General features: G+C 69.3%; 23 protein-coding genes and 1 pseudogene. 10 read left to right on the plus strand and 14 right to left on the minus strand.

Annotated elements, in window-relative coordinates:
- Positions 1–472: 472 nt before the first annotated feature.
- Complete coding sequence (locus OG251_RS22725) at positions 473–934, minus strand: DUF2199 domain-containing protein (protein WP_326681366.1); 462 nt, start codon at positions 932–934, stop codon at positions 473–475.
- 234 nt (positions 935–1,168) lie between these two features.
- Here OG251_RS22725 and OG251_RS22730 point away from each other — a divergent pair, with 234 nt between their 5' ends.
- Entirely contained in the window at positions 1,169–1,756 is a 588-nt protein-coding gene (locus tag OG251_RS22730) for a recombinase family protein (protein WP_326678888.1), read from the plus strand.
- Positions 1,757–1,785: 29 nt separating this feature from the next.
- Here OG251_RS22730 and OG251_RS45010 read toward each other — a convergent pair whose 3' ends face one another.
- From OG251_RS45010 to OG251_RS22745, 4 genes are all read right to left on the minus strand, one after another.
- The gene (locus OG251_RS45010; RefSeq protein ID WP_442818361.1) at positions 1,786–2,007 is read right to left on the minus strand and encodes a DUF7848 domain-containing protein; all 222 of its coding nucleotides are present in this window, start codon (positions 2,005–2,007) and stop codon (positions 1,786–1,788) included.
- A gap of 263 nt (positions 2,008–2,270) precedes the next feature.
- Positions 2,271–3,101: a helix-turn-helix domain-containing protein gene (locus OG251_RS22735; protein WP_326678889.1), complete on the minus strand. Its 831-nt coding sequence runs from the start codon at positions 3,099–3,101 to the stop codon at positions 2,271–2,273.
- Positions 3,098–3,622, minus strand: a complete 525-nt coding sequence (locus tag OG251_RS22740; protein ID WP_326678890.1) for a DUF6879 family protein — start codon at positions 3,620–3,622, stop codon at positions 3,098–3,100. The genes OG251_RS22735 and OG251_RS22740 overlap by 4 nt, the downstream gene beginning before the upstream one ends.
- Positions 3,606–3,797, minus strand: coding sequence for a hypothetical protein (locus OG251_RS22745; protein WP_326678891.1), 192 nt, complete (start codon positions 3,795–3,797; stop codon positions 3,606–3,608). Before OG251_RS22745 ends, OG251_RS22740 begins: the two co-directional genes overlap by 17 nt.
- Before the next feature lie 328 nt (positions 3,798–4,125).
- Here OG251_RS22745 and OG251_RS22750 point away from each other — a divergent pair, with 328 nt between their 5' ends.
- The 3 genes and pseudogenes from OG251_RS22750 (at position 4,126) to OG251_RS22755 (ending at position 7,254) form a co-directional block, all read left to right on the plus strand.
- Complete coding sequence (locus OG251_RS22750; RefSeq protein WP_326678892.1) at positions 4,126–5,772, plus strand: HNH endonuclease family protein; 1,647 nt, start codon at positions 4,126–4,128, stop codon at positions 5,770–5,772.
- A 266-nt stretch (positions 5,773–6,038) separates the two neighbouring features.
- Positions 6,039–6,119 (plus strand): annotated as a pseudogene (locus OG251_RS45015) (ATP-binding protein); the annotation flags it as partial.
- A 145-nt stretch (positions 6,120–6,264) separates the two neighbouring features.
- Positions 6,265–7,254, plus strand: coding sequence for an aldo/keto reductase (locus tag OG251_RS22755; RefSeq protein ID WP_326678893.1), 990 nt, complete (start codon positions 6,265–6,267; stop codon positions 7,252–7,254).
- 129 nt (positions 7,255–7,383) lie between these two features.
- On the opposite strand, the gene pip is transcribed toward OG251_RS22755, so the two are convergent.
- Both pip and OG251_RS22765 read right to left on the minus strand, forming a co-directional pair.
- Complete coding sequence (gene pip / locus OG251_RS22760; RefSeq protein ID WP_326678894.1) at positions 7,384–8,358, minus strand: prolyl aminopeptidase; 975 nt, start codon at positions 8,356–8,358, stop codon at positions 7,384–7,386.
- A gap of 109 nt (positions 8,359–8,467) precedes the next feature.
- Positions 8,468–10,333: a serine/threonine-protein kinase gene (locus OG251_RS22765; RefSeq protein ID WP_326678895.1), complete on the minus strand. Its 1,866-nt coding sequence runs from the start codon at positions 10,331–10,333 to the stop codon at positions 8,468–8,470.
- A 154-nt stretch (positions 10,334–10,487) separates the two neighbouring features.
- Between OG251_RS22765 and OG251_RS22770 the strand changes: the two genes are divergently transcribed.
- Positions 10,488–10,973, plus strand: coding sequence for a hypothetical protein (locus OG251_RS22770; RefSeq protein WP_326678896.1), 486 nt, complete (start codon positions 10,488–10,490; stop codon positions 10,971–10,973).
- A gap of 81 nt (positions 10,974–11,054) precedes the next feature.
- Here the strand turns inward: OG251_RS22770 and OG251_RS22775 are convergent, their stop codons facing one another.
- The 3 genes from OG251_RS22775 to OG251_RS22785 all read right to left on the minus strand — a co-directional run bounded on the left by OG251_RS22775 (position 11,055) and on the right by OG251_RS22785 (position 14,811).
- The gene (locus OG251_RS22775; RefSeq protein WP_326678897.1) at positions 11,055–13,289 is read right to left on the minus strand and encodes a serine/threonine-protein kinase; all 2,235 of its coding nucleotides are present in this window, start codon (positions 13,287–13,289) and stop codon (positions 11,055–11,057) included.
- A gap of 89 nt (positions 13,290–13,378) precedes the next feature.
- Positions 13,379–14,170 (minus strand): SDR family oxidoreductase, encoded by a 792-nt coding sequence (locus tag OG251_RS22780; RefSeq protein ID WP_326678898.1) that lies wholly within the window; start codon positions 14,168–14,170, stop codon positions 13,379–13,381.
- A 110-nt stretch (positions 14,171–14,280) separates the two neighbouring features.
- Positions 14,281–14,811, minus strand: a complete 531-nt coding sequence (locus OG251_RS22785; RefSeq protein ID WP_326678899.1) for a hypothetical protein — start codon at positions 14,809–14,811, stop codon at positions 14,281–14,283.
- 524 nt (positions 14,812–15,335) lie between these two features.
- Between OG251_RS22785 and OG251_RS22790 the strand changes: the two genes are divergently transcribed.
- Entirely contained in the window at positions 15,336–16,574 is a 1,239-nt protein-coding gene (locus OG251_RS22790; RefSeq protein WP_442818362.1) for a helix-turn-helix domain-containing protein, read from the plus strand.
- On the opposite strand, the gene OG251_RS45020 is transcribed toward OG251_RS22790, so the two are convergent.
- From OG251_RS45020 to OG251_RS22805, 3 genes are all read right to left on the minus strand, one after another.
- Complete coding sequence (locus OG251_RS45020; protein WP_442818363.1) at positions 16,459–16,995, minus strand: SDR family NAD(P)-dependent oxidoreductase; 537 nt, start codon at positions 16,993–16,995, stop codon at positions 16,459–16,461. The genes OG251_RS22790 and OG251_RS45020 overlap by 116 nt on opposite strands.
- 86 nt (positions 16,996–17,081) lie before the next feature.
- Positions 17,082–18,266 (minus strand): RNA polymerase subunit sigma-70, encoded by a 1,185-nt coding sequence (locus tag OG251_RS22800; protein ID WP_326678902.1) that lies wholly within the window; start codon positions 18,264–18,266, stop codon positions 17,082–17,084.
- A gap of 144 nt (positions 18,267–18,410) precedes the next feature.
- A complete protein-coding gene (locus OG251_RS22805) occupies positions 18,411–18,659 on the minus strand; it encodes a DUF397 domain-containing protein (RefSeq protein WP_326678903.1) in 249 nt (82 codons plus the stop codon).
- 111 nt (positions 18,660–18,770) lie between these two features.
- On the opposite strand from OG251_RS22805, the gene OG251_RS22810 reads away from it, so the two are divergent.
- On the plus strand, positions 18,771–18,947 hold the full coding sequence (locus OG251_RS22810; protein ID WP_326681541.1) for a hypothetical protein: 177 nt from the start codon (positions 18,771–18,773) through the stop codon (positions 18,945–18,947).
- 10 nt (positions 18,948–18,957) lie between these two features.
- Here OG251_RS22810 and OG251_RS22815 read toward each other — a convergent pair whose 3' ends face one another.
- Positions 18,958–19,557 (minus strand): TetR/AcrR family transcriptional regulator, encoded by a 600-nt coding sequence (locus OG251_RS22815; RefSeq protein ID WP_326678904.1) that lies wholly within the window; start codon positions 19,555–19,557, stop codon positions 18,958–18,960.
- Positions 19,558–19,695: 138 nt separating this feature from the next.
- Between OG251_RS22815 and OG251_RS22820 the strand changes: the two genes are divergently transcribed.
- The 3 genes from OG251_RS22820 to OG251_RS22830 all read left to right on the plus strand — a co-directional run bounded on the left by OG251_RS22820 (position 19,696) and on the right by OG251_RS22830 (position 23,630).
- Positions 19,696–22,014, plus strand: coding sequence for a glycoside hydrolase family 3 N-terminal domain-containing protein (locus OG251_RS22820; RefSeq protein ID WP_326678905.1), 2,319 nt, complete (start codon positions 19,696–19,698; stop codon positions 22,012–22,014).
- A 234-nt stretch (positions 22,015–22,248) separates the two neighbouring features.
- Positions 22,249–23,115: an AraC family transcriptional regulator gene (locus OG251_RS22825; protein WP_326678906.1), complete on the plus strand. Its 867-nt coding sequence runs from the start codon at positions 22,249–22,251 to the stop codon at positions 23,113–23,115.
- A 215-nt stretch (positions 23,116–23,330) separates the two neighbouring features.
- Positions 23,331–23,630, plus strand: coding sequence for a hypothetical protein (locus OG251_RS22830; RefSeq protein WP_326681367.1), 300 nt, complete (start codon positions 23,331–23,333; stop codon positions 23,628–23,630).
- Positions 23,631–23,666: the final 36 nt, after the last annotated feature.

The raw sequence follows: 23,666 nt of genomic DNA on the forward strand, positions 1-23,666 counted from the left end.
TGTCTCTCTTATCTATTTGGCCTCCCAGTACGGCCCCTGCCGGGGCGGCAACGCAAAGCGGCATGCTGAGCAACGGCGAAGGGAAGCGAGGCGCGGCAGCGCCCTCAGCGGCAGAGGCAAGGGGCGGTCATCAGACCGCCGTCGCCCGAGCCTGCTTCGACAGAGCGGCCCCGCAGGGGCCCAAAAGCGAAGGACAAGAAGCTAACCAGGTGGGGCGCTGCGCGCCCCAAAAGAGCGAAGCCTCGAAAGATGAGCTCCAAAGGGCTGCACTCTTGTGCAGCCCCCTGGCCGACGGTCGGATGGGGTGAGGCGGTTTGACCTGCGTGTTCTTCACAGTCGCCTCCCTTCGCCATCACCTGACGGCCTTTGGAACCGTGGCAGGATCTCAGCAGCCAAGACGTGGCGGTCTGCCTTGTCAGGCCCGGGGGGTCATACCCCACCGCTCCGACGCCGACCTGAACGGCTGTGCCGGTCAGCCGTTCTCGGCGTTGCCATGGAGGACGGCTTCGGCAATCTGACGCACGCGGTCGAGAGTGATGCCGGTGCGCTGCTCGACTGCGAGGGGGTGGTCGGTGGGTTCGAGCTCGATGTAGGGGCGCTGGCCGACCGGGCGGGTGTGGGCGTTCGTCTTCAGGTTGATGGTGCTGGGCGAGTAGATCGGAAGCTCGGTGGTGAGCCAGGCGAAGTACGGCTTCTCCGCTTCGCGTCCCGGCGTGTTCCACATGTCGGTAGCCTGGGAGAAGTTGTCCCGACTGAGCGAAACCCAGACCCCCCACGAGAACACCTCATCGCTGCCGATGACCGGTATCTCGATCAGACCCCTGACGAAGTAGTGCTCGGCGTTGATGACGCACTGGTCCGAGGAGAGCAGGCTGTCGGGCCGGCCCTCGAAGCTCTCGTCCCAGACGTCGGGAGCTGTGGTGCTGTAGCCCATCGGAAGCTCCGCGTGGTACTCGCCGCAGCATGAGCAGGTGTAACCGAGATCGTTGGTCATGCGCGGGAGCCTAGCTTCGCTACGAAGCGTGACTACGGAACGTGGTCTCAATAACCAAGGTTTGTGAGACGAACCCACCAGGAACCTGATGGGGGGCCAGTCATGTTCAAAACCCATCTCATAACCTGACTATCGACCTTGGTGTTTTGAGACGAGTTGTGCGACAGTCTCGTCATGGCAGAGACCACCACGACAACCGGTCATCTCATTGGATACGTCCGCGTCTCGACTGACGACCAGGAGGCACAGCTCCAGCTCGACGCGCTGACGGCAGCAGGGTGCGCCCGGATCTTCGAGGACAGAGCATCAGGCAAGAACACCGACCGTCCGGAACTACGAGCTGCCCTCGACTACGCCCGCCCCGGCGACACCTTGTGCGTGTGGAAATTGGACCGCTTCGCGCGGTCACTCATCGACCTCGTGACGATGGTTGACACGCTCGGGGAGCGAGGAATCGGCTTCAAAGTGCTGACGGGCGCACTGGCGAGCATCGACCCAGGTACGGCGGACGGCCGACTCATGCTTCAGGTGTTCGGTGCGATGGCCGAGTTCGAGCGCAGCCTCATCAAGGAACGCACCCGCGCCGGACTCGACGCGGCCAGGGCCCAGGGGCGCACCGGAGGTCGGCCGACGGTCGTGAACGAGGATGTCCTCACCGTCGCCCGTGCCAGGAAGGCGAAGGGTGAGAGCGTCAGCGCCACCGCCAAGGCCCTCAGCATCTCCCGCGCCACCTTGTACCGCCATCTGACCGAGGACGTCTGAAGGGCTGCCTCCCACGATGAGACCGTGGGCTATCCCGCGCGCTCAACCCACGCGAAGGACGTGCACCAGCGGCGGAAACCTTGGTGCCCCGTTCGGCCTGTGTGGCTCATGCACTCGATGTCCACCGCTGCTCCGTCGTCCGCGGCCGGCGCCTGCCAGTCGCAGCGCAGGCACTCGGCCTCGAAGGTCACGTCCGTCCCCGGGTGACGGCTGATGCGGTGTTCCACGTACCGCAGTACCGAGCGCGTCATCGCGACCTCCGAGTGCGGTGCGGATGGTTGCGGATCTCCACGTCGGCGTCCGTCGCCGCCGACAGGTCACCCAGATCCCGAGCCTCCTGCCGCTGCGCGACCAGGGCACAGCACACCCCACACCCGTCCGCCGGTTTCGGCGGCAGGTTCGGCAACGACAGGTGCATCGGGCCCGACATCGTCGTCTGTGCTCTGCTCACGCCGTACGCCTCCCCGCTCGCTCATTCGGTGGAGACGATGGTCCAGCCGCTGATCAGCGGGATCTAGCCTGTTTCCCGTTCGCGCAAGAATCCGTCCCGGATGTCAGCGAGCATCGCTCGCATTGCGTCGCCGACGGTGGCCGCTGAGGCGAAGCGCTCGTACTTGTCGACGTACAGGGCGACATCCCTGGGATCGGTCACAATCACCTCGGCGTGCGTGGTCTCGACCGTCACCATGCGGTCGCCCCGAATAACGAAGGAGTGCCCCGGCACGTCGGTCTGCGGACGGTCCAGGGGGACGACTCGGACGTCCACGTTCGGCAGGCGGGAGACGGATGCGATGCGGTCCAGCTGTCCGGCCATCATCGTGGGCGGGAGAAGACGCCAGCGCAGTACGGGTTCCGTGATGACGAAGCGGAGCTGTTTGCCGGTGTCGTACAGCACCCGTTGACGCTCGATCCGAGCTCCGATGGTGCGAGCAAGCTGGTCCTCGCTCAGTCCCTTGCCTTGCAACACGGCGCGTACGTATTCGGGTGTCTGCAACAGCCCAGGGACCAGGGACGGCTGGAACAGCCGCAGAAGCTTCATCGAGGCTTCCAGCGCCCGGATCTCCTCCTGCTTCCGGTGGAAGCCCATACGCCGGAACAGCCGCCAGGCCGTCGCCTCCGTGGCCTGAGCACGCGCCGCGGCCATGTACTCGGCCTTGACCTGCTCGGACACGTCCAAGGCCGTAAGGATGCGTTCCACGTCCACCACACTGGGCGCCACATGGCCGTTCTCGATCTTCGACAGCTTGGCGGTGGACATGACGGCGCTGCGTGCGACGGCCTTGGCTTCCTTGCCGGATGCCTGCCGGAGCGCCCGGAGCGCCGATCCCAGTTCGGTTCTGTTCACCCGCCGTACTTCGCCCACCATTCGGAGAACGGCTCGGCATGAGCGAGAGCCGTGTCCCGGTAGCGGACGAAGTCCGCCGCGCGCCCGGCATCAAGGAAATCCGGCCCGAGGAACGCACCCGTGTCGTCGTAGTTCATGACGACCGGGGAGGTCTCGTCGAACAGCCAGAAGTCCGGCACCCCTTCCAGGGGGTTCGGCTTCTCGGTGATGTCCAGGATGAAGAACTCCTCACCGCCCGTCATGTTCTTCAGATACCCCCAGCCGAGCTCGTAGCGGAGGTAGTCCGTCAACGGTCGGGAGGCGATGTGCACCCGGTACATCCGCTTGCCGGCCTGCGTGGCGGATCGAACGGTCTCGACCCAACCAGCGTTGTAGTCCTCCGGCTGCGGCTCACCGGCGAGGAACGCACGCAGGTTCTCCGCGCTCGACGGCACGTTGTAGTCGTCCAGGATCTCCAACCGGAACGCTTCCCGCTCGAACGTCTTGAACCGCTCCACCAGGTTGCTAGATGAGCTGATCACGGATGGCCTTCCGGATGAGTTCCATGGGGATCTCGACCAGGGTCTCGTGCGCCGGGATCGCCAGCCCGTGGCCGTCCGGCACCTCACCCTGCACGAGAAGAGTGTCCCGGTCAGTCGCGTACAGCGTGGGACAGTCCCCGTTCTCACAGGTCGTGACGAGCTTCCTGACCTCCACGCCTTGCCCCCTCGCTACGGCTGCCCTGCGTACCGCTCCATGCTCCCGATCAAAGGGAGAGCAGGGCAAGGGCTTCAAGTTTCCACAACGGGAAACCGTCCCACCCAGACTTCCAAACAGATGCCCTTACCGGCCAATCTGGCCGATCTAGACAAAATACACACAAACGGAACTTTCCTTCTGCACCCGGAGAAACCCCACAAGACTGCAATCCCCAGATAACGCCCGAACTGACTATCCCACCCCCGTGGAGTTCAACACCGCTAGTGTGGTGATCGCTCGATACCGACGGATGGGCTAATCGCGCAGCACAGGAAAGGGGCGGGAAATGGCGACTCATATGGTCAACCTCGATGCGTTGATCCCTCGCGAAGACTTCGAGGCCATCACCTCTGAGCAGGCAACCCAGACCTCCATTCTCAGCACCACGATGAAAATCACGGACCTGACACAGGACAGTTTGATGTACAACGTCCTGCGAAAGCCGGACTTTCAGCGTGAAACGGCGAACTGGACACCCGAAAAGGTCGCCGAACTGGTCCGTAGTTTTCTTGCCGGGGACTTGATCCCATCCATCATCCTGTGGCGCTCACCCACCAGTGGAAACATCTTCGTAATTGATGGCGCCCACAGGTTGAGCGCACTTGCCGCTTGGGTCCAAGACGACTACGGCGACAAGCACACTTCGATGCGATTTTTCGACAACGTCATCCCGAATGAACAAAAGAAGGCGGCCGAAGCTACGCGCAGGCTCATCCAGGAAAGCGTGGGAGCGTACGCCGATTTGGGCCTCGCTCTACGCAATACCGATACCACTCCCAAGGAGAAACTGCAGCTCGCCAGAAACCTGAGCGCTTTCGCAATCCACCTGCAGTGGGTCAACGGGGAAGCCGAGAAGGCAGAGAGCTCATTCTTCAGGATCAATCAGCAAGCCACGCCTATCGATCCGACCGAACTTGAGATGATCAAGGCGCGCCGCAAGCCCAACGCATTGGCCACGCGGGCTTTTATTCGAGCGGGCACAGGTCACAAGTACTGGTCATCCTTCGATGAGTCGATCCAGTCCGAAATCGAAACCCTCGCCAAGGATGTCTACGATCTGATCTTTAAGCCAAATTTGGATATGGCCATCCGCTCAGCGGACTTGCCCGTGGCCGGGAGAGGGTACTCTTCCGATAGCGTCAAAATGGTCTTCGAGCTCGTCAATTTCGTCAACAAACTCCACCCCGACATGTGGCGCAGCGAGGTCCCGGCCGCCAAGCGAAAGGGTCGGAACCAACAACAAATCATCACCTTGGACGACGATCCTGACGGCGCAACTACACTGGAATATATGCGGGCGGTGAAAAGGACCGCTGGCAGGATTGCAGGAAACGGCCCCGCATCACTGGGACTCCACCCCGCAGTCTACTTCTATAGCGCGACTGGAAGGTTTCAACCAGCGGCCTTCTTGGCCGCGACGGCCCTCATCCAGGAGCTTTCAGAAAAGAACCGTCTCCTCAAGTTTACCGACGTCCGGAAGGACTTCGAAGAATTCCTGATCGGTTACAAGTACTTCTTGAATCAGATCGTCCGCGCGTACGGAAGCCTCCAGCGATCCGTACCACCGATTCTGACGATGTACCGTATCGTTTTCGAGGCGATGCTTGAAGGGCTGGAAGGAGACGCGATCATCGCGCGCCTTCAGGAGAACGGTGCACTGCGAGCGCCAGTGAAGGTACTCACAGAAGACGACCGAATCAACCGTCGGAACTTCTCTGCGGAAACGAAGAATTCGGTATTTCTGAAAGCCGCGCTTGCCGAAGCCACCAGGTGTGAAATTTGCCGGGCGCGCCTGCACTTCAAATCAGTCACCGTAGACCACAAGATTCGCAAAGAAGACGGGGGAACAGGATCGGCGAGTAACGCAGCCCTGACTCACCCGTACTGTAATTCCGGCTACAAGGAGAGCCGCTACGCAAACCGGACGGGCTGAGACCATCAACTTCTGGGGCGTAGCCCAACCCCTGTGACTGCCCTGACCTGTTCTTGAAGAGTGAGCCTTCCAACGGGCCCGCGACTCCCCCATAGGGTCGCGGGCCCGGCCGGTGGTTCCAGGTCAGTCGCCATGGGAGGTCGCGGCGGTTGCCCGAGGCCGCGAACGCTGCCGACTTCTTGAGCATGCCCTCGGCGATCTCTTCCTCCGAGGCCGCCGGCTCGACGCCGCCGAACTGCTCAGCGATGCTTCTGCTGATGTCCATCGACCTGACCATCGTCGACGACATCCGGCTCCTGCTGGTCTCCCCGGACGCCGCCGAGGGCTTCTACCGGCTGGTCGATGCTGTATGAGGGCCGACCAGCAAGAGCGTACGGACGGCGGTGGTCAGACGTACATGCGTCAACGCGGCTATGCGCGTTGTCGCGTAAATCGAGGGCTGCGCGGGCTGCTCTTGCCTAGAGTGGACTCGAAGCAGTTGGCTTGGGTCCCATGAAGTACACGCAGCTCGGACGCACCGGACTCAAGGTCAGCCGACTCGTTCTCGGCACGATGAACTTCGGTCCGCAGACAGACGAACCGACCAGCCACAGCATCCTGGACGCCGCCCTCGACGCGGGTCTGAATTTCGTGGACACGGCCAATGTGTATGGGTGGGGTGAGAACAAGGGCCGTACCGAGGAGATCATCGGCAGCTGGTTCGCCCAGGGCGGTGGCCGGCGCGAGAAGACGGTCCTGGCCACCAAGGTGTACGGATCGATGTCCCGCGAGGGCGAGACCTGGCCGAACGAGGACCGGCTGTCGGCGCTGAACATCCGACGGGCCGTCGAGGCCAGCCTCAAGCGACTCCAGACCGACCACATCGACCTGTACCAGTTCCACCACATCGACCGTCGGACCCCCTTCGAGGAGATCTGGCAGGCCGTCGACGTGCTCATCCAGCAGGGCAAGATCCTCTACGCGGGCTCCTCCAACTTCCCCGGCTACAAGATCGCCCAGGCCAACGAGACCGCCGCCCGGCGCGGGATGGTCGGACTCGTCAGCGAGCAGTGCCTCTACAACCTCGCCGAGCGGCGCGCGGAGATGGAGGTTATCCCAGCGGCCCAGGACTACGACCTCGGGGTCATCCCCTGGTCCCCGCTGCACGGCGGCCTGCTCGGCGGCGTCATCAAAAAGGAGGTCGAGGGCGGCCGCCGCGCCTCGGGGCGGTCGGCAGACGCGCTGGCCAACAGCTCGGTACGGGCGCAGGTGCAGGCGTACGAGGACCTGCTGGACAAGCACGGCCTGGAGCCCGGTGAGACCGCCCTGGCCTGGCTGCTCACCCGGCCGGGCGTGACGGGCCCCATCGTCGGCCCGCGCACCGCCGAGCAGCTGGAGAGCGCCCTGCGGGCGCTGGAACTGGAGCTGAGCGAGGAGGTGCTGGCCGGGCTGGACGAGATCTTCCCCGGACCGGGACCGTCCCCGGAGGCCTTCGCCTGGTGATCAGGTAGCCGTACGTACGGTGGTCTTGAGTCCGGTGCGTCCGAGCTGCGTGTACTTCATGACCCCCAAGCCAACGCCTTCGAGCGCGCTCGAAGCAAGGGGAGATCCGCGCCCCGGACGGGGCAGCCCTCAGCCGCGCCGGGCGAAGCGGTCCAGGGCGGCGAGCACCGCCCGGCCGGTCGAGGCCCCGCCGAGGTGCCCCGCGTCCTCGATGACCGTCAGCTCGGCGTCCGGCCACGCCTTGCTCAGCTCCCAGGCGGTGGTCAGCGGGCCGCCCAGGTCGAACCGGCCGTGCACCAGCACCCCGTCGATCCCCGCCAGCCGGCCCGCGTCGCGGATCAGCTGCCCCTCCTCCAGCCAGGCGCCGTGCGAGAAGTAGTGCGAGCAGATCCGGACGAGCGCCTGCCGCGCGACGGCGGGCCTGCCGCTGTACGGGAGCGGGCCCGTGTACGCCTCCTGGGACAGCACCGCGTCCTCCCACGCGCACCAGTCGGCCGTCGCCCGCTCCCGTACCGCCGCGTCCGGGCTCTCCATCCGCCGGGCGTAGGCGGCGACCAGGTCACCGGGGCCCGCCGCCTCCGGGACGCCCGCCCGGAACAGGTCCCAGGCTTCCGGGAAGATCTGCCCCGCGCCCCGGTACAGCCAGTCGATCTCGCTGCGCCGGGTCGTCGTGACCGCCGGGATCACGATCTCCGAGACCCGTTCCGGGTACTGCTCGGCGTACGCGAGGATCAGCGTGGAGCCCCAGGAACCCCCGTACAGCAGCCAGGCGTCGATCGACAGATGGGCCCGCAGCCGCTCCATGTCGGCGATCAGGTGGTGCGTGGTGTTGTGCCGCATGTCGGCGGCCGGGTCGCTCGCGTGCGGGGTGGAGCGGCCGCAGTTGCGCTGGTCGAAGAGCACGACGCGGTAGCGCTCCGGGTCGAAGTACTGCCGGGGCCGCTCGGTGCACCCCGAGCCCGGACCGCCGTGGACGACGAGCGCGGGCTTGCCGTCCGGGTTGCCGCAGACCTCCCAGTACACGAGGTTCCCGTCGCCCACGTCGAGCATCCCGTGCTCGTACGGTTCGACCGGCGGGTACTTCTCGTCCGGCTTGCGGTCCACGGCGGCGTTCTCCTCGTGCGGTCGGACGGTCGGGCTGTCGCGCGGTCGGCCAGAAGGCCAGAAGGCCGGACGGTCGGGCTGTCGGTCTGCCAGGGCGAAGGGGCCTACGTTACGCGGGTGGTGCCGGGCGGCTGCCGCGGTCGGCGCGGGACAGCAGACGGCCCAGCGCCAGGGCGGTCAGGCCCCAGACCGCGCAGGCGATCGGCAGCGCCCCCATCCCGTGCAGCGGCGTGCGGTAGGTCAGCAGGGCCCAGACGACGAGGCCGTTGGTCCAGCCGCTCATCGAGAGGAGCAGGGCCGCGCGGGCCGGAATCCGGAACAGGGCCATCAGCCCGTCGGCCAGGAGGACCCCCAGCGTCATCGCGGCGGCGGAGGCGCAGAGGGAGAGCGGGAGGAAGACCAGGGACGTGTGGCCCTCGGCCGCCTGCTGGATCGCCGTGCCGCCGATGCCGAGGGGGAACATCAGCGCCACCGTGGAACTGAGCCGCTTCCCGAAGGGCTGTCCCACGGGGTTGAAGATGTCGGCGAAGACCTGCGCGCTCCCCATGCCCGCCAGGCAGGAACCCACGGCGATGAGGGCCACCGCGCCCAGGCCGAGCGGGGTCAGGGCGAAGACCAGCACCCCGGTGAGCAGCCCCGTGCCCGCCCCGGCCAGCCAGGTGGCGGCGACGGAGCGGGTGGAGGCGGTGCCGCCGTTCCGCGTGGCCCGCTGGGTGATGCGGAGCCGCTGCCGCCGGACGGGAGCGGGGGCGGGAGTCGGGGCGGTGGCGGAAGGAGGCGGGAAGGGGGCGGCCGGTGGAGTGGTGGGTGCCGACGGCGGGGGAGTGGTCGGTGGCGACGGCGCCGTTGCCGGTGGTGGGGTGGCCGCGGCGACCGGAGCCGTCGGTGCCTGGGGAATCCGGGCGTACGGGAGGGAACCGGTGACCGTGACGGCGGAGGGGTCCGGTGCCGAGGGCGCGGGCGTGGACACGGCCGTCGGCGTCCGCGTGGGCGGGGGCACGGGGGCCGGTGGCTCGGGGACGGAGCCGGAGGAGGCGTCCGGGGAGACGTCCGGCGAGGGCGCTGCCGCTCCCACACCCGGACTCGCCCCTGCGGCGCTTCTTCGGCCGCTCCCGGAACCGGAGTCCCCCACGCCGCTCTCCAGCAGCAGCCGGGCCACGTCCGCCGCGTGCTCCGGACGGTCGTCGGGGTCCTTCGCCAGCAACCCCCCGATCAGCGGTTCGAGTTCCGCCAGTCCCGCAACGCCGGGACGGTGCGTGCTCAGTGGCTCCGGGACGTCGCTGAGGTGCCGCGCCAGCACCGTCGTACCGGCGCCGGTGAACGGCGGGCGGCCGGTGAGCAGCGTATGGAGGAGGCAGCCGAGCGAGTACAGGTCGCTGCGGCTGTCGAGGACGTCGGGCGCCCGGATCTGCTCGGGCGACATGTAGAGCGGGGTGCCGATCACGAAGCCGGTACCGGTCAGATCCGCCGCGGCCGACGAGGTGACCGACAGCAGCCGGGCGATCCCGAAGTCCAGGATCTTCACGGTCCCCGAATCGGTGAGCAGCACATTGGCCGGTTTGATGTCCCGGTGCACGATGCCCGCGCTGTGCGCCGTCTCCAGGCCCGCGCAGATCTCTACGGCCCAGCCCACGACTTCGGCGGGGGTGGGGAGTTCCGGGCGCCGGCTCTCCAGGACGGCGCCCAGGTCACGGCCCTTGAGGTGCTCCATGACCAGGTAGAGCACCCGCTCCCCGGCGACCTGCGCCTCCCCGAAGTCGTGCAGGGTGACGATGTGCGGGCTCGACAGACGGCCCACCACCCGCGCCTCGCGGGCGAACCGGCTCGCGGAGGTGTCCTCGTCGATCCGTGAGAGGACCTTCACCGCGACCTCGCGGCCGATGCGTTCGTCCTCGGCGCGCCACACCTGTCCCATGCCGCCCGAACCGATCGGCTCCGTCAGCCGGTACCTGCCGTCGAGTGTCTCGCCACGCATCGATCGAGCCCCCACTCAATTCGTATGACCTGCACGGGACATGATGGCTCAGCAGGGTGTTGTGGGGGCCTGTGCGGCGGGACGGTTACCCGATCGCGGCAAACGCGGCCCCGGCGCCGGTCCTCCGCACGGTCCTCCACGTAGCCTGGTCGCCGTGAACGCGACCCCGCAGGTGCTGACCGTACTGAACGATCTGCTCGCCGCCGCGGCCCCGGACGAGCGTGGCGCTCTGTGGCAACTTGCTTCACCAGAACGTGAGTTGGACGCAAATCTGGTGCGGCTGCCGCCGGACGCCGAGGTCGGGGAGCACCAGGAGGACGTCCTGGACGTGCTTCTGGTCGTCGTCGCGGGAAGCGGCCGTCTCCGCACCGGGCCGGACACCCTGGAGCTCACCCCGAGCACGGTCACCTGGCTGCCCCGCACCTCCCGGCGCGCTCTCGCGGCGGGCCCGGACGGGCTCACGTACCTCACCGTCCACCGCCGCCGTCCCGGCCTGACGGTCAAGCCCCCGCCGGTCGCGTACGAGGGCGGCGAGGCTCCCTGCCTGCTGGACCGGGTCTGCCCGGCGTGCGGGCGGCTCTCGGCGGATTCCGCGCCGATGTTCTGCGGCGCGTGCGGGGAGCGCTTCCCGGAGCGGTGACGGGGGCGGTGACGGGGGCATCGGCGGGGGCCGCGTCCGGGGCCGCGACGGTGCGGAGCCCCGGACGGTGACGTGCGCGGGTCAGGAGCCGGGGCACTCGTCCAGGTCCGGCCGGCCGGGCGGGTTTCCGCCGCCCATCAGGGGCGACAGGTTGTGCATGTACAGGTCGTCCCAGACCTTGCTGTCCAGGATTCCCTTCAGCGCGGTGCACACCTCGCCCTTCAGGAGCGGGGTCTTGGGCCGCATGGCGACGCCGTAGCCCTCCGCGCCCTCGATGGGCTCCAGCCGCCGCACCTTGCCCGGGTTGTCCCTCACGTATCCGGCGAGGATGACGTCGTCCGAGGCCACCGCGTAGACGTCCGACTTCTTGTCCAGGAGCCTGTCCAGGCAGTCCTGGTACGTGTTGGGCTGCGTCTTCGCCATGGTGAAGCCCTTCTTGGGGAGCTCCTTCTCGTACGTCGAGTCCCGGGCGGTGCACACCTCGACCTTGAGTCTCCGCAGGTCGCTGGTGTCGCGGATGTCGTACTTGGCCGACTTCTCGCGTACCAGGAACTCCCGGCTCGCCTCGTAGTACGGGCCGGCGAACTCGACGCTGTATCCACCCGGCGCCGCGGTCTTGCGTTCGGGCGTGATGCTGTACGAGGCGATGACGAGGTCGACCTTCTTGGTCTTCAGGGCGGTGCTGCGGTAGTCGGTGGCGACCGTGGTGAAGTCGACTTCCTCCCGGGTGTAGCCCATGCGCTTGGCGAGCTCGTAGGCCAGGTCGATGTCGTAACCCGTGTACGTGCCGGTCTTCTTGTCGCGCTTGCTCAGTCCGGGCTGGTCGTCCTTGACGCCGACCTTCAGCGTGGGGTGCGTGGCCTTCCACGTCTCCTGCTCGCCGCCCCGGCCCTGACCGGAGCCGGCGACTCCTCCACCGGTCTTGTCGTCCGTCTTCGATCCGTAGTTGTTCGCGACGAGCCAGCCGGCGGTGGCCAGCAGCGCGACGCACACGGCCGCCGTCGTCACCTTCAGCCAGGTCCGGCGCCTCTTCCCGCCCGCCGCTGGAGTGGCGGGCGACGCGGGTACGGAAGGGGGCGGGGGAGTGGCCTGCGGGCCCGGGGAGGAGGCGGGTGCGGGCGGTACGGGACCGGCCGAGGGGCCCGGGTCGGGCGCGGCGGGGCCGAACGAGGGCGGCGGGCCGAACGACGCCCCTGCACCGGATACGGGCGCGGGGCCGAACGAGGCCGCGGGGCCCGGCACGGACGCGGGACCCGATACGGACGGCGGGCCGGACGAGGCCGCGGCTGTCGGCGGGTGGGGGGCTTCGGCGGCCTGTCCGCCCGTCGGCGATGGGGTGTTCGGCGCGGCGGGCGCCCCCAGGACGCCCCGGAGCAGCCCTTCCGCGCCCGCGGCGTCCAGCCGGCGTTGCGGGTCCGTGGCCAGCAGACCCTGGATGACCGGCGCCAGGGGACCGGCGTAACGGAAGGCGGGCGTCGGGGAGTTCCTGATCTGTTCCTGGACTTCCCAGACTTCGTTGCCGGCGAAGGGTACGTGCCCCTCGACCATCAGGAACAGCGTGATCCCCAGTGCCCACAGGTCCGACGCGGGCGTGGGCGCCGGGGCCCCGGGGGCGAAGAGTTCGGGCGCCAGGTACGGGGGCGTGCCGAGGACGCCGCCGTGCTGGGTCACCTGCGCACCGCCGTCGAACTTGGCGATGCCGAAGTCCACCAGGATCACGAGTCCGTCGTCGCGGACGAGCACATTGCCCGGCTTCACGTCACGGTGGACGACCGACGCGCCGTGCACCGCCCGCAGCCCCTGGAGGATCTGCAGCCCGATGTCCGCCGCCCTCGGTACGGCGAGCACCTTCTCGCTGCTCAGCACATCGGCCAGGGACCTGGCTTCGAGCAGCTTCATCACGATCCAGACCTGGTTGTCGGTCTCGACCTGGTCGTGGACCGTCACCACGTTCTGGTGCTCGATCTTCGCGATGGCCTCGGCCTCGCGACGCGCCCGCTGCATCGCCTCGGCCTGCGTGGTGGGGGTCATGGAGTGGCGGTCGAGCAGACCCTTCACGGCGACGAAGCGGCGGAGGCGCCTGTCGTGCGCCTTCCAGACCTCGCCCATGCCGCCGCTGCCGATCGGTGACAGCAGCTCGTAGCGGCCGTCGATCACCGTGTCGCCGGCGTGGGGCTCCGCCCGGGGCGGCGTCTGCGGCCACTCCTGCGGCGCCTGTGCGTCGGCGCGCTGGAGGTCGTCGGCCACCCAGCGGTCGTCGGGACCGCCGGCCGCTCCGTCGTCCGCTCTGCCGTCGGCCATACCTTCGTTGCGCATGCGCCCCCCTGTGCACTACTGGACCAGGCCACCGTAGACGTTCGGCCGAAGGCGCACATGCCAACGCGTCCCGCGGTCTCGGGGACAGCCTAGGAAGCGGATCCGCCATTGCTCTTCAGCAGCTGGCCGTTGACCCATTGTCCCTGGGGCGAGCAGAGGAAGTCCACCAGATGCGCGGTGTCCTGCGGGGTGCCGAGACGGCCGAGCGGTGTCGCCCCCAGGCAGGCGTCGCGCACGTCGTCGGTCATCCAGCCGGTGTCCACCGGGCCGGGGTTGATGGCGTTGGCCGTGACGCCCAGCTGGGCCAGCTCGTGGGCGGCGGCCAGCGTGATGCGGTCCAGGGCGCCCTTGCTCGCGCCGTAGGGGAGGTTGCCGACGGTGTGGTCACTGGTCAGGGCGACGATCCGGCCGGTGCCCGGGGCGGAGCGGAAGCGCAGCCCGTACTCGCGGATCAGCAGCCAGGTGGCTCGCGCGTTGACGGCGAAATGCCGGTCGAAACTCTCGACGGTCGTGTCCAGCAGGCCCGAGTCGACGGACTCGGCATGGCTCATCACGAGTGCGGTGACCGGGCCGAGGCGCCGCTCCGCGTCGTCGAAGATCCTCGTGGGCGCGTCGGGGTCGGAGAGATCGGCCTCGATCGCGGCCGACCGCGCCCCGGTCGGGCGCAGGCTCTCGGTGATGGCGTCCGTGGCACCCTGCTCGACCCCCCAGCTCATGCGCTTGTCGTAGGGCGTCCAGTAGGTGAAGGCGATGTCCCAGCCCGAGGCGGCCAGCCGCCGCGCGATGCCCGCACCGATCCCGACGGTGCGGCCGACCCCGGTGATCAGGGCGACGGGGCGCGGCGACGCGGACGTGGGGGAGTGCGGTTCGGTGGTAGTCATATGAGGCGATGCTCTGTTACGGGCACGGCGCGGGTCAACGGCATTTGAGACGGCCCGCGTTGAGGCGCGTGGCCGGTGGCAGCGGACCTCCCGCCGGCCTCCCGGCGGTCTCACGGCGGCGTCACCATCACCTCGCGGGCGCGCCGGGTGAACTTCTCCCGGCTCATCTCCACCGCGTCGACGGCGTCTTCGAGGCCGGTGCGGTAAGCCGCGTCCGGCAGCCCTTCGCACACCCCGTGGAGCACCCTTTCGAGGTAGGCGCGCAGGGCCCGTACGTCCGACCACACGTTCACGGCCTCCGCCGCCACGGCTTCCGGACCCATGAGATCGAGCCGTGCCTGGGCCTTGTAGAGCGCGTCCACCGCGCCACCGAGCTCCGCCACGGCCGCGCCCAGCACCTCGGGCGAAGGCGGGGCGTCCCGAGCGGAGACCGGTACGCCGTCCTGGTGCGCGACCCGGTGCAGCACGTCGTCGACCGGTTCCGCCGCCTGCATGAACACGAGGTAGGCCTCGCGGCGTTCGGTCCGCAGCGCCCGGTCGTGATCGACCGCCCCCTGGTCACGCGCCTGCCGCCGGGTGGACGCATACGTCAACGCCGAGGTGCACAGGGTTCCGACGACGCCCACCGCGGCTCCGAACAAGGCTGCCCATCCTTGGTCCATGCGGTCCATATTCCGCCGTGGACGGAGCCGTCGTGACCCGCTACGACAAACTCGCGTCCGCCGCGAGGAGGCCGTGCCGGTCGCCGCCGCGACGAGCGGCTGCGACCAGCATCGTGTCAACAGGGCCTGAACCGACGGACATCGTGCTCCCGCATGCCCGCTACGACACCCCGGTCCGGGAGGCTGCTTCCAGTAGCCGTACTGGTCGCCGAGGTCCGCGTTGACCTCGCCGGCGTAGACCTTCTTGCTCGCGGTCGATCACCCTATGCATCTCCTGGTGATCGAACGTCACACGCCCGGAACAAGCCTCTCTCCACCGCTCGTAACACGCCGTCCGGCAAGGGGCGGAAGGGGGCGGTGGGGCGTTCCGGCAGAGGATGGCCTGAAACCAGCCCCAAGGTCCGCTTTCGCGACACGTCCTGCGGGGCGGCCCCTAAACTCGGCGGGAGCGGACCAGACGTCACATATGACCGGTCACCGGCCATGGCTGGGAGGACGGACAGGTGGTCGCAGCATCACAGCAACTCCCGGACGATCCGGCGGGGAATGCGGCAGAGAGGTTCGCCCTCGGGTTACGAGCCCTCCGCAGTGCGGCGGACGGTCCGACGTACCGCCAGATGGCCGCACGTACGGGCCAGTCGCCCGGCGCACTGTCCCACGCCGCGAAGGGCGGCCAACTGCCGTCTCTCGAAGTCGCCCTGGCGTATGTGGAAGCCTGTGGCGGCGATCGTACGGAATGGGAGCGACGGTGGCTGGCGGCGCAGGCCGAGCTCGATACGGCAGCCGCACCGACGCCGGGACGGCGGTGGCCGTACGTCGCGGCTGCCGGAACCCTCGCGCTCGCCCTGGTGGTCGCCGGAGCGGTCCTGGTGAGCCGGCGCGGGCAGGAGCCGCCCCCGCCGGACGCCGCCGACGGCTCCTCCCGCCTCTTCGCCGCCGACGATGCCTTCAACCAGCGGCACCCGCGCCCCCGCCCGGCGCCCGACTCCGCGCGGATGGTCGCCGACCTGCTCGCTCCGGGCCGGGTCGAGCTGTACACCGGCACGGCGGGCTCCCTGGTGTACCGGGCCACCTCCGGCACTCCGGCCTACGAAGTCACCCCGCGCAAGCACGTCGGTCAATGGGGGCCCAACCCCTTCCAAGGTGTCGACCTGCCCTGGGACCCCTCGTGGAAGGCCCCGGCGGCGGAGCGCGAGTGGGCGGTGGTGATCAGACCGGACGGGCGGGCCGTGGAGTGCTGGCGGGCCCAGGTGCGGGACGGCAGGCCCAGCTGCGAATGGGGAGCCGTCTCCGACGTCCGGGGCTCGTCGGTCTCGGTCACGGGCCGGGAGACCGGCAGCGGCCTGTCCCGCCTCGCCGGAATGATCACCCGCGCGGAGTGGAAGGCCGGCCGGATCGACCACGCCCTGAGCTTCGGCACCCCGGACAACAACGGCCGGTATGTCTTCCCCGCGGTGGGGAGCGACAGCAAGGGTGAAGGCCCCTGGCGGCTGGGACAGTTCATCTGGCTGGACCGCTCGTACGACATCGACGCCGATACCTCGCTCGCGCCGTACGAGCGGATGGTCGCGAAGGCACTTCAGGAGTACGGCGCGTTCAACGTCAAGAACGCCGGGGAGTTCAGCTTCACGTCCGAGTACGGATCGAAGCCGCCGGGCACCGGCGACGAGGACTACGCGCCGCTGGGACACATCGATTTCGCGAAGTACCTGCGGGTCGGGACGATCGCGCCCGCGCCGTAGAAGGCTGTGGCGAGGGCGCGGGCGAGGGCGAGGGTGCGGGCACCCGGCGACACGAACCGGCAGAGCCGGCAGGACCGATGAACTGGCAGGTGATGCCCCGCACGACCGGCCGGGTGTAGTCCTCCACCGACATCTCGGTGAGCGGCACCCCGTGGAGGTCCCCGCGCGGTACGAGGTTGAGGGAGATGTCGATACGTCCCGCCCGCTCGACCACCGACGTGGCGTGCGCCTCGACGGCCGCCTCGTCCATGGCGCCGAGTACGTCGTACCCGGCACCGGTCCCGGCGGCGGCCGTCCGCAGCGTCTCCCGCGTACGTCCGGCGAGGAACACCCGCGCCCCCGCCTCCACGTACGCCTGAGCGATGCCCGAGCCCAGCGAGCCCGCGCCGCCGTAGATGACCGCGACCTTGTCCTTGAGCATGATTCCCGCCCTATCAGCCGGGGCGCCCTGCGCGCCCTGTCACTCATAGGACGCGCGCGAACGGCGAACTCATCGCCCGCCACGCCTCACAGTGTCATCGGGAGACCGAAGGCCGGGAACAGATGAGGCTCGAAGGTGGTGATCTCCGCGATCCGGTCCTCGCCCGCCTCGATGCGCAGGACGTCGATGATCTGCGCCCGGTAGACGCTGGTGCCGGGCCGCTGAAGGTAACCGGCCACCGCTGTCAGCCCGTTGGCGCGCACCGGCACGGTCCGCCAGTGCCCCGCGAACTTCGGTGACGCGGGATCGAGGTTGGGGCGCAGGAACGTGAAGAGCGCCTCGCGCCCCGTGAACCAGAACGGGTTCGGCGGCATCGTCAGCACCACATCCTCCCGCACCAGTTCCACCATCGCCTCGATGTCGCACTGCGCCACCGCGTCCATGTAACGCCTGACCAACGCCGTTTTCCCGGCGCTGGGTTCGCGTACCGACCAGTCCTCCCGGCCTCCCGGCAGGGCCTGCCGCAGGGCGGCCCTGCCACGCTGGACAGCACTGTTCGCCGATGCCGTACCGGAGCCGAGCAGATCGGCCGTCTCCTGGGCGGACCACCCGGCGACGTCCCGCAGGATCACGGCGGCCCGCTGCCGAGCGGGGAGCCTCTGCACGGCGGTCAGGAAGGCCAGTTCCAGCGTCTCGCTCGCCACGGCCGCCGCGTCCGGTTCGTGCGCCGGAGCGGTCCTGTCGGGCAGTTGATCGTCGGGGAAGGGCTGCAACCAGGTCACCCGTACCGGTGGCGGCCCGACACCGGAGTCCACGCCGGGGACGGGCGTGTACGTCGTGGGCCGCCGGTCGTGCTCGCGCAGGAAGTCCAGACACAGCCAGGTGGAGATCTTGTACAGCCAGGCCCGGGGATCGGCGACACCGCTGAGCGCGTCCCGCGCCCGCCAGGCCCGGAGGAACGTTTCCTGGGTCAGGTCCACGGCCTCGTCGTACGAACCGAGGAGCCGGTAGCAGTGCACCCGCAGCTCACGCCCGTACTGCTCGGAGAGTGCGGCGAACACGTCGTCGGTGGAGGGGGCGGCCGACGAATTCGTCACGGGTTCAGATGTGACGCTTTCTCCCCCGGGCTCGTCCGCACGTGCCTGCCGGGCGATGCGCCGCAGCTGCGTGAACGGGCCGGACAGCGCCTCGACGTCGGTATGGAACGTGTCGCCGGGCACCGGCCGCAGCTTCCGCAGCCGGTCCCCGAGATCGGTGATCAGTTCCTGCACGGGTAGGACGGACGGCTGTTTTCGCTCCCGGTACGCGCGTTGCCGACAGGCCTGGGTGCAGTACGCGGGCGCCCGGCCCGGCCCGGCGGTCTTCTCGATTTCCCGTCCGCAGGCGAGGCATTCCCCCGCTGTCGCAGTCACGGCTCAGACAGCTGATCCGGCCGCGTAACCGAGGAGGGAGGACCATGCCCCGGGGGAGAGGGAGAGCGCGGGGACGGCGGGGTCCTTGGAGTCCCGGACGCGGACGGTGTGGGGACAGGCGGCTTCTTCGACGCAGTTGCCGCTCTGGTCCCCGCTGTACGTCGACTTGGACCACGTCATGGCCATCTCGACACAGTCGCCCCCCTGGTCGCCGCTGTAGCTGGACTTGAACCAGTGGAGGTCGGTACTCATAGTTCCTCTGCCATCTTCTCGATCATTTCCAGAGACCCTTCGGGAGTGTATGCCTGGGCTCGCAGTACCCCATACTTCCCGAACAGGTGCCCCCATTCAGGCTGTTCGGTGATGAAGAAGCTGCCGCCCTGCCCCTCGATGCAGGGCGCGGCCTTCATCGGGGTGCCCGCGCTGGACGGGGCGACCTGGCCGCTGGACTGGCGGTCGCGGCCGACGGTGGAGGCGCCGTTCGTGGACGCGGGGCTGTTGCACGAACGGGCGGTGAAGGTGGCCGGGGACGCCCCGTGACCGGGAGGCGTCAGAAGTCGACGGTGAGCTGGGCCCGGACGTGGGCGCGCAGGACGCCCGCCATGTCCGTCTCGCCGTCGCTGAAAAGCCACTGGACCTGGAGGCCGTCCATGAGGGCGATCAGTTGCCGGCCGGCGGCCGACGGGTCGATGTCGGCGCGCAGGGCGCCTTCGTCGCGGGCCTCGCGGTAGGCGCGTTCCGTGTTCGTGACGGAGGTCCGGTAGCGGCGGACGAAGTACGCGTGGGCGGGATGGTCGGCGGCGGTCGCCTCGGCGGCGACCACCGAGAACAGCTCGACGATCCCGCGCCGCGTGGCGTTCAGGGCGGCCAGGTCGGCGAGCCGGCGCAGATGGTCGACGCCCGTGGCGACGCCGAGCGCCAGCCACTCGCCGTCCACGTCGTCGCGGTGTTCGAGGACCGCGAGGAGCAGGGACTCCTTGGTCGGGAAGTGGTGCAGGAGGCCGGGGTGCGAGATGCCGCAGCGGGTCGCGATGACACGCAGTGAGGCGCCCCGGTACCCGGCCTCGCCGAACATGGCCATGGCCTGGTCGAGGATCTCGCGGCGCTTCGCCCGGCCCTTGGCGTAGCCACGCCCCGCTTCTGCGGTCACTCGCACGCTCCCGACTTCTTCCCGGTCCCCCGGACGGCTGTCCCGCCAGGCTGTCACAGCCAGATACTTACCACTCGGTCGGTATTGAGCGTACGGTGATGCGGTGATGTGTGGAGTGACGTCCTGAAAGGAACTCCTGTGGGTCTCTTCCCGCCCTACCTCGACCCCGCGCTGCCTGTGGCGGAGCGGGTCAGTGACCTTCTCGGCCGGATGACGCTGCCGGAGAAGACCGGCCAGATGCTCCAGCTGAACGCCAAGGACGGGGTGCGGCACCTCGTCGAGGACCTGCACGTGGGATCGATCCTCCACGCCTCGCCCGAACGCGTCCTGGAGGCGGCCGAGCTCACCGGGCGCACCCGGCTGAGGATTCCGCTGCTCGTCGCGGAGGACTGCATTCACGGGCACTCCTTCTGGGAGGGCGCCACGATCTACCCGACGCAGCTCGGCATGGCCGCGACCTGGGACGCGGAGCTGGTGGAGCGGATCGCCAGGGCGACGGCCGTCGAGGTCGCGGCGACCGGTGTGCACTGGACGTTCTCGCCGGTGCTGTGCATCACACGGGACCTGCGCTGGGGGCGGGTGAGCGAGACGTTCGGCGAGGACCCGTTCCTCATCGGCGAGCTGGCCTCGGCCATGGTGCGCGGGTATCAGGGCGACGGTCTGGCCGACCCGACGGCGATCCTGGCGTGTGCCAAGCACTTCGCGGGCTACTCCGAGACGCAGGGCGGCCGTGACGCGAGCGAGGCGGACATCTCGCGGCGCAAGCTGCGGTCGTGGTTCCTCCCGCCGTTCGAGCGGGTGGCGCGCGAGGGCTGCCGGACGTTCATGCTCGGCTACCAGTCGATGGACGGCGTGCCGATCACGGTGAACAACTGGCTGCTGAACGAGGTGCTGCGCGGCGAGTGGGGGTACACCGGGACGCTGGTGACCGACTGGGACAACGTCGGCCGCATGGTGTGGGAGCAGAAGGTGTACGCCGATGCCGCGCAGGCGTCGGCGGCGGCGGTGCGCGCGGGCAACGACATGGTGATGACGACGCCCGCCTTCTTCGAAGGGGCGCAGGAGGCGGTGGCGGCCGGCACGCTCGACGAGGCGGAGATCGACGCCGCCGTACGCCGCATCCTGACGCTCAAGTTCGAGCTGGGCCTCTTCGAGAACCCGCGCCGCCCGGACGCCGCCCGGCAGGCGGAGTTCATCGGGAGCGCCGAACACGCCGCGCTGAACCTGGAGGCGGCCCGTCGCTCGCTGGTGCTGCTGGCCAACGACGGGACGCTGCCGCTGTCCGGCGGGTTCGAGGCGGGTGACGACGGGCGGGCGGTGGCCGCGCCGGGGTCGTCCTCCGCGCCGGGGGCCCTGGGCCCCGTACCGCGCACGGTCGCCGTCGTCGGCCCCAACGCCGACGACCCGCAGACCCAGCTCGGGGACTGGGCGGGGTCATCGGGTCAGGCCGACTGGCTGCCGGACGGGCAGCCGCGCCGCATGATCCGTACGGTGCTGGACGGGTTCCGCGACCATGTGCCCGCCGGGTGGAACGTCTCGTACGCACGTGGTGCCGACATCCTCACCGTGGGGCCCGACCCGGAGGGCGCGTTCTTCCCGGACGGGCAGCCCCGGCCGGAGGTCGTCGTGCCCGCCGAGGCCGACGCGGCGCTGATCGAGGAGGCGGTCGCGGCGGCGCGGGCAGCCGACTACGTGGTCGCGGTCGTCGGCGACCGTATCGAACTGGTCGGCGAGGGGAAGTCCACCGCGACGCTGGAACTGGTCGGCGGCCAGGTGGCGTTGCTGGACGCGCTCGCCGCGACGGGCAAGCCGCTCGTCGTCGTGGTCATCAGCTCCAAGCCGCTGGTGCTGCCGCCGTCCGCTCGCGGTGCGGCGGCGATCGTGCACGCGTTCAACCCGGGCATGCTCGGTGGCCGGGCCGTGGCCGAACTCGTCCTCGGCCTGGTCGAGCCCACCGGTCGCCTGCCGCTGTCCTTCGCCCGGCACGCCGGTCAGCAGCCGACGTACTACAACCAGGTGCGCGGCCAGCACGGCACGCGGTACGCGGATCTCACGCAGAGCCCGGCGTTCGTGTTCGGCGAGGGCCTGAGCTACACGACGGTCGAGTACGCGGACCTGGAGGTGCTGACCTCCGTCGTGGGGGCGGGCGACACGGTGCGGGCGCGTGTCACGGTCACCAACACGGGTGCGCGGCCCGCGCTGGAGACGGTGCAGGTGTACGTCAGCGACACGGTCACGTCGGTCACCTGGGCCGAGAAGGAGCTGAAGGCGTACCGGCAGGTGGCGCTGGCTCCGGGGGAGTCGCGGGAGGTTCGGGTCGAGCTGCCGGCCGCGGACTGCACCCTCGTGGACGCCGAGGGCCACCGCATCGTGGAACCCGGCCGCTTCGAACTGCTCGTCGGCCCGTCGTCGCGTGACGAGGCGCTGCTGCGGGCGGACTTCACGGTGAAGGGCTGAGGGACTGAAGGGCTGAGGGCTGAGGGCTGAAGAGCTGAAGGGCTGAGGGCAGGGCGTCACGCGCCCCCGACGGCCGCTCCCGAAGCCCGCCCCGGCCGTCCGACGCCTTCTCCCGGCCCCCGACGCCCGTTCCCGACGCCCCTGTGCCCCGACCCGACCGGTTCGGGCACAGGATGTCGGGTGCGGCGTGCGGGCTCTCTCCTAGCCTGGGGGAGCGAACGGGAAGGGGCCGGGATGCTGGAGGGGCTGAACCAGGCCATGGAGCACGTGGAGTCGCACCTCGATCAGCCGATCGACGTGGCGGATCTCGCGCGCATCGCGGTGACGTCGGAGTACCACTTCCGCCGGATGTTCTCGGCGCTGGCGGGCATGCCGCTGTCGGAGTACATCCGGCGCAGGCGGCTGACCGTGGCGGGCGCCGAGGTACTCGCCGGAGAGCGGACGCTGCTGGACGTCGGCATGCGCTACGGCTACCGCTCGGGCGAGGCGTTCGCCCGTGCGTTCCGCGCCGTGCACGGTGTGGGTCCGGGCGAGGCCCGGCGGACCGGTGCGGCTCTGCGGTCCCAGCCACGGATGTCCTTCCGCCTCGTCATCGAAGGAAGCAGCAGCATGCGCTACCGGATCGTGGACAAGGGGGCGTTTTGCGTGGTGGGCGGGAAGGTCCGCGTACCGCTCGTCCATGAAGGGGTCAACCCGGCGATCGCCGCGTTCATCCGGGGCATGGACCCGGAGGAGCTCCGGCGTCTCGCGGAGCTGTCGGACCAGGAGCCGAAGGGGATCGTCGGTGTGAGCGACCACATCGATCCGAGCCGGGCCGAGGGGACCGAACTCGACTATTACCACGGTGTGGTGACGTGTGCCGAGGCTCCGGCGGGCATGGCGGCCCTGGATGTTCCGGCGGGGGCGTGGGCCGTCTTCGAGAACTCGGGTGCCTTCCCGCAGGCACTCCAGTACCTGTGGCGGGACGTGTTCACGCAGTGGTTCCCGTCGAATCCGTACCGGAGCAGGCCGGGCCCCGAGATCCTGCGCGTGCGCGTCTTCGACGACGGGGCGCGGGCGGACGCGGAGCTGTGGATTCCCGTGGAGCGGCAGGCCGCCTGAGCGGTACGGACGGGCGGCCTGCCGGCTCACTGTCCGGGCCGCCCCTCTCCCCGCCCTCTCTTCCTGCCGCTTCGCTCTCCGCCCCCTTCTTCCTGCCCTTTCGCTCTGCCCCGCTCCTTCTGCGCCCTTCGCGCTGTCGTTCGCGCCGTGGGGTTGTCGGACCGGCGTGCAAGGCTGACCGCAATCGGCTCGGCATGTCGCAGAGGGGACAGCTCATGGAGGCTTCGTACTACCGCGCGCAGAGCGAGGACGGCGACTTCATCGACGACCCGTCCGAGGACGCGCTGTTCATGCTGTTCAGCGACCTCAACGACGCGCACAACACCTTCGTCGTCATCCGGCCCCCCGCGGATGATCCGACCTGGTGCGCCTCGGTCACCGTCCGCGACGGGGGCTACGAGGTCGTCCGCCGCGATACGGCCCGGCGCGAGCACGAGGTCGCCACCGAGACCAGCATCCACCGGATCGCCAACGACCTCACGATCTGGCTGGCCGCCAGGGACCGCGACGACTGACCCCGTGGCAGGTCAACCCCGCTGCGGGACAGCGAG

It is taken from the genome of Streptomyces sp. NBC_01237 (genome assembly GCF_035917275.1).
Classification (GTDB): Bacteria; Actinomycetota; Actinomycetes; order Streptomycetales; family Streptomycetaceae; genus Streptomyces.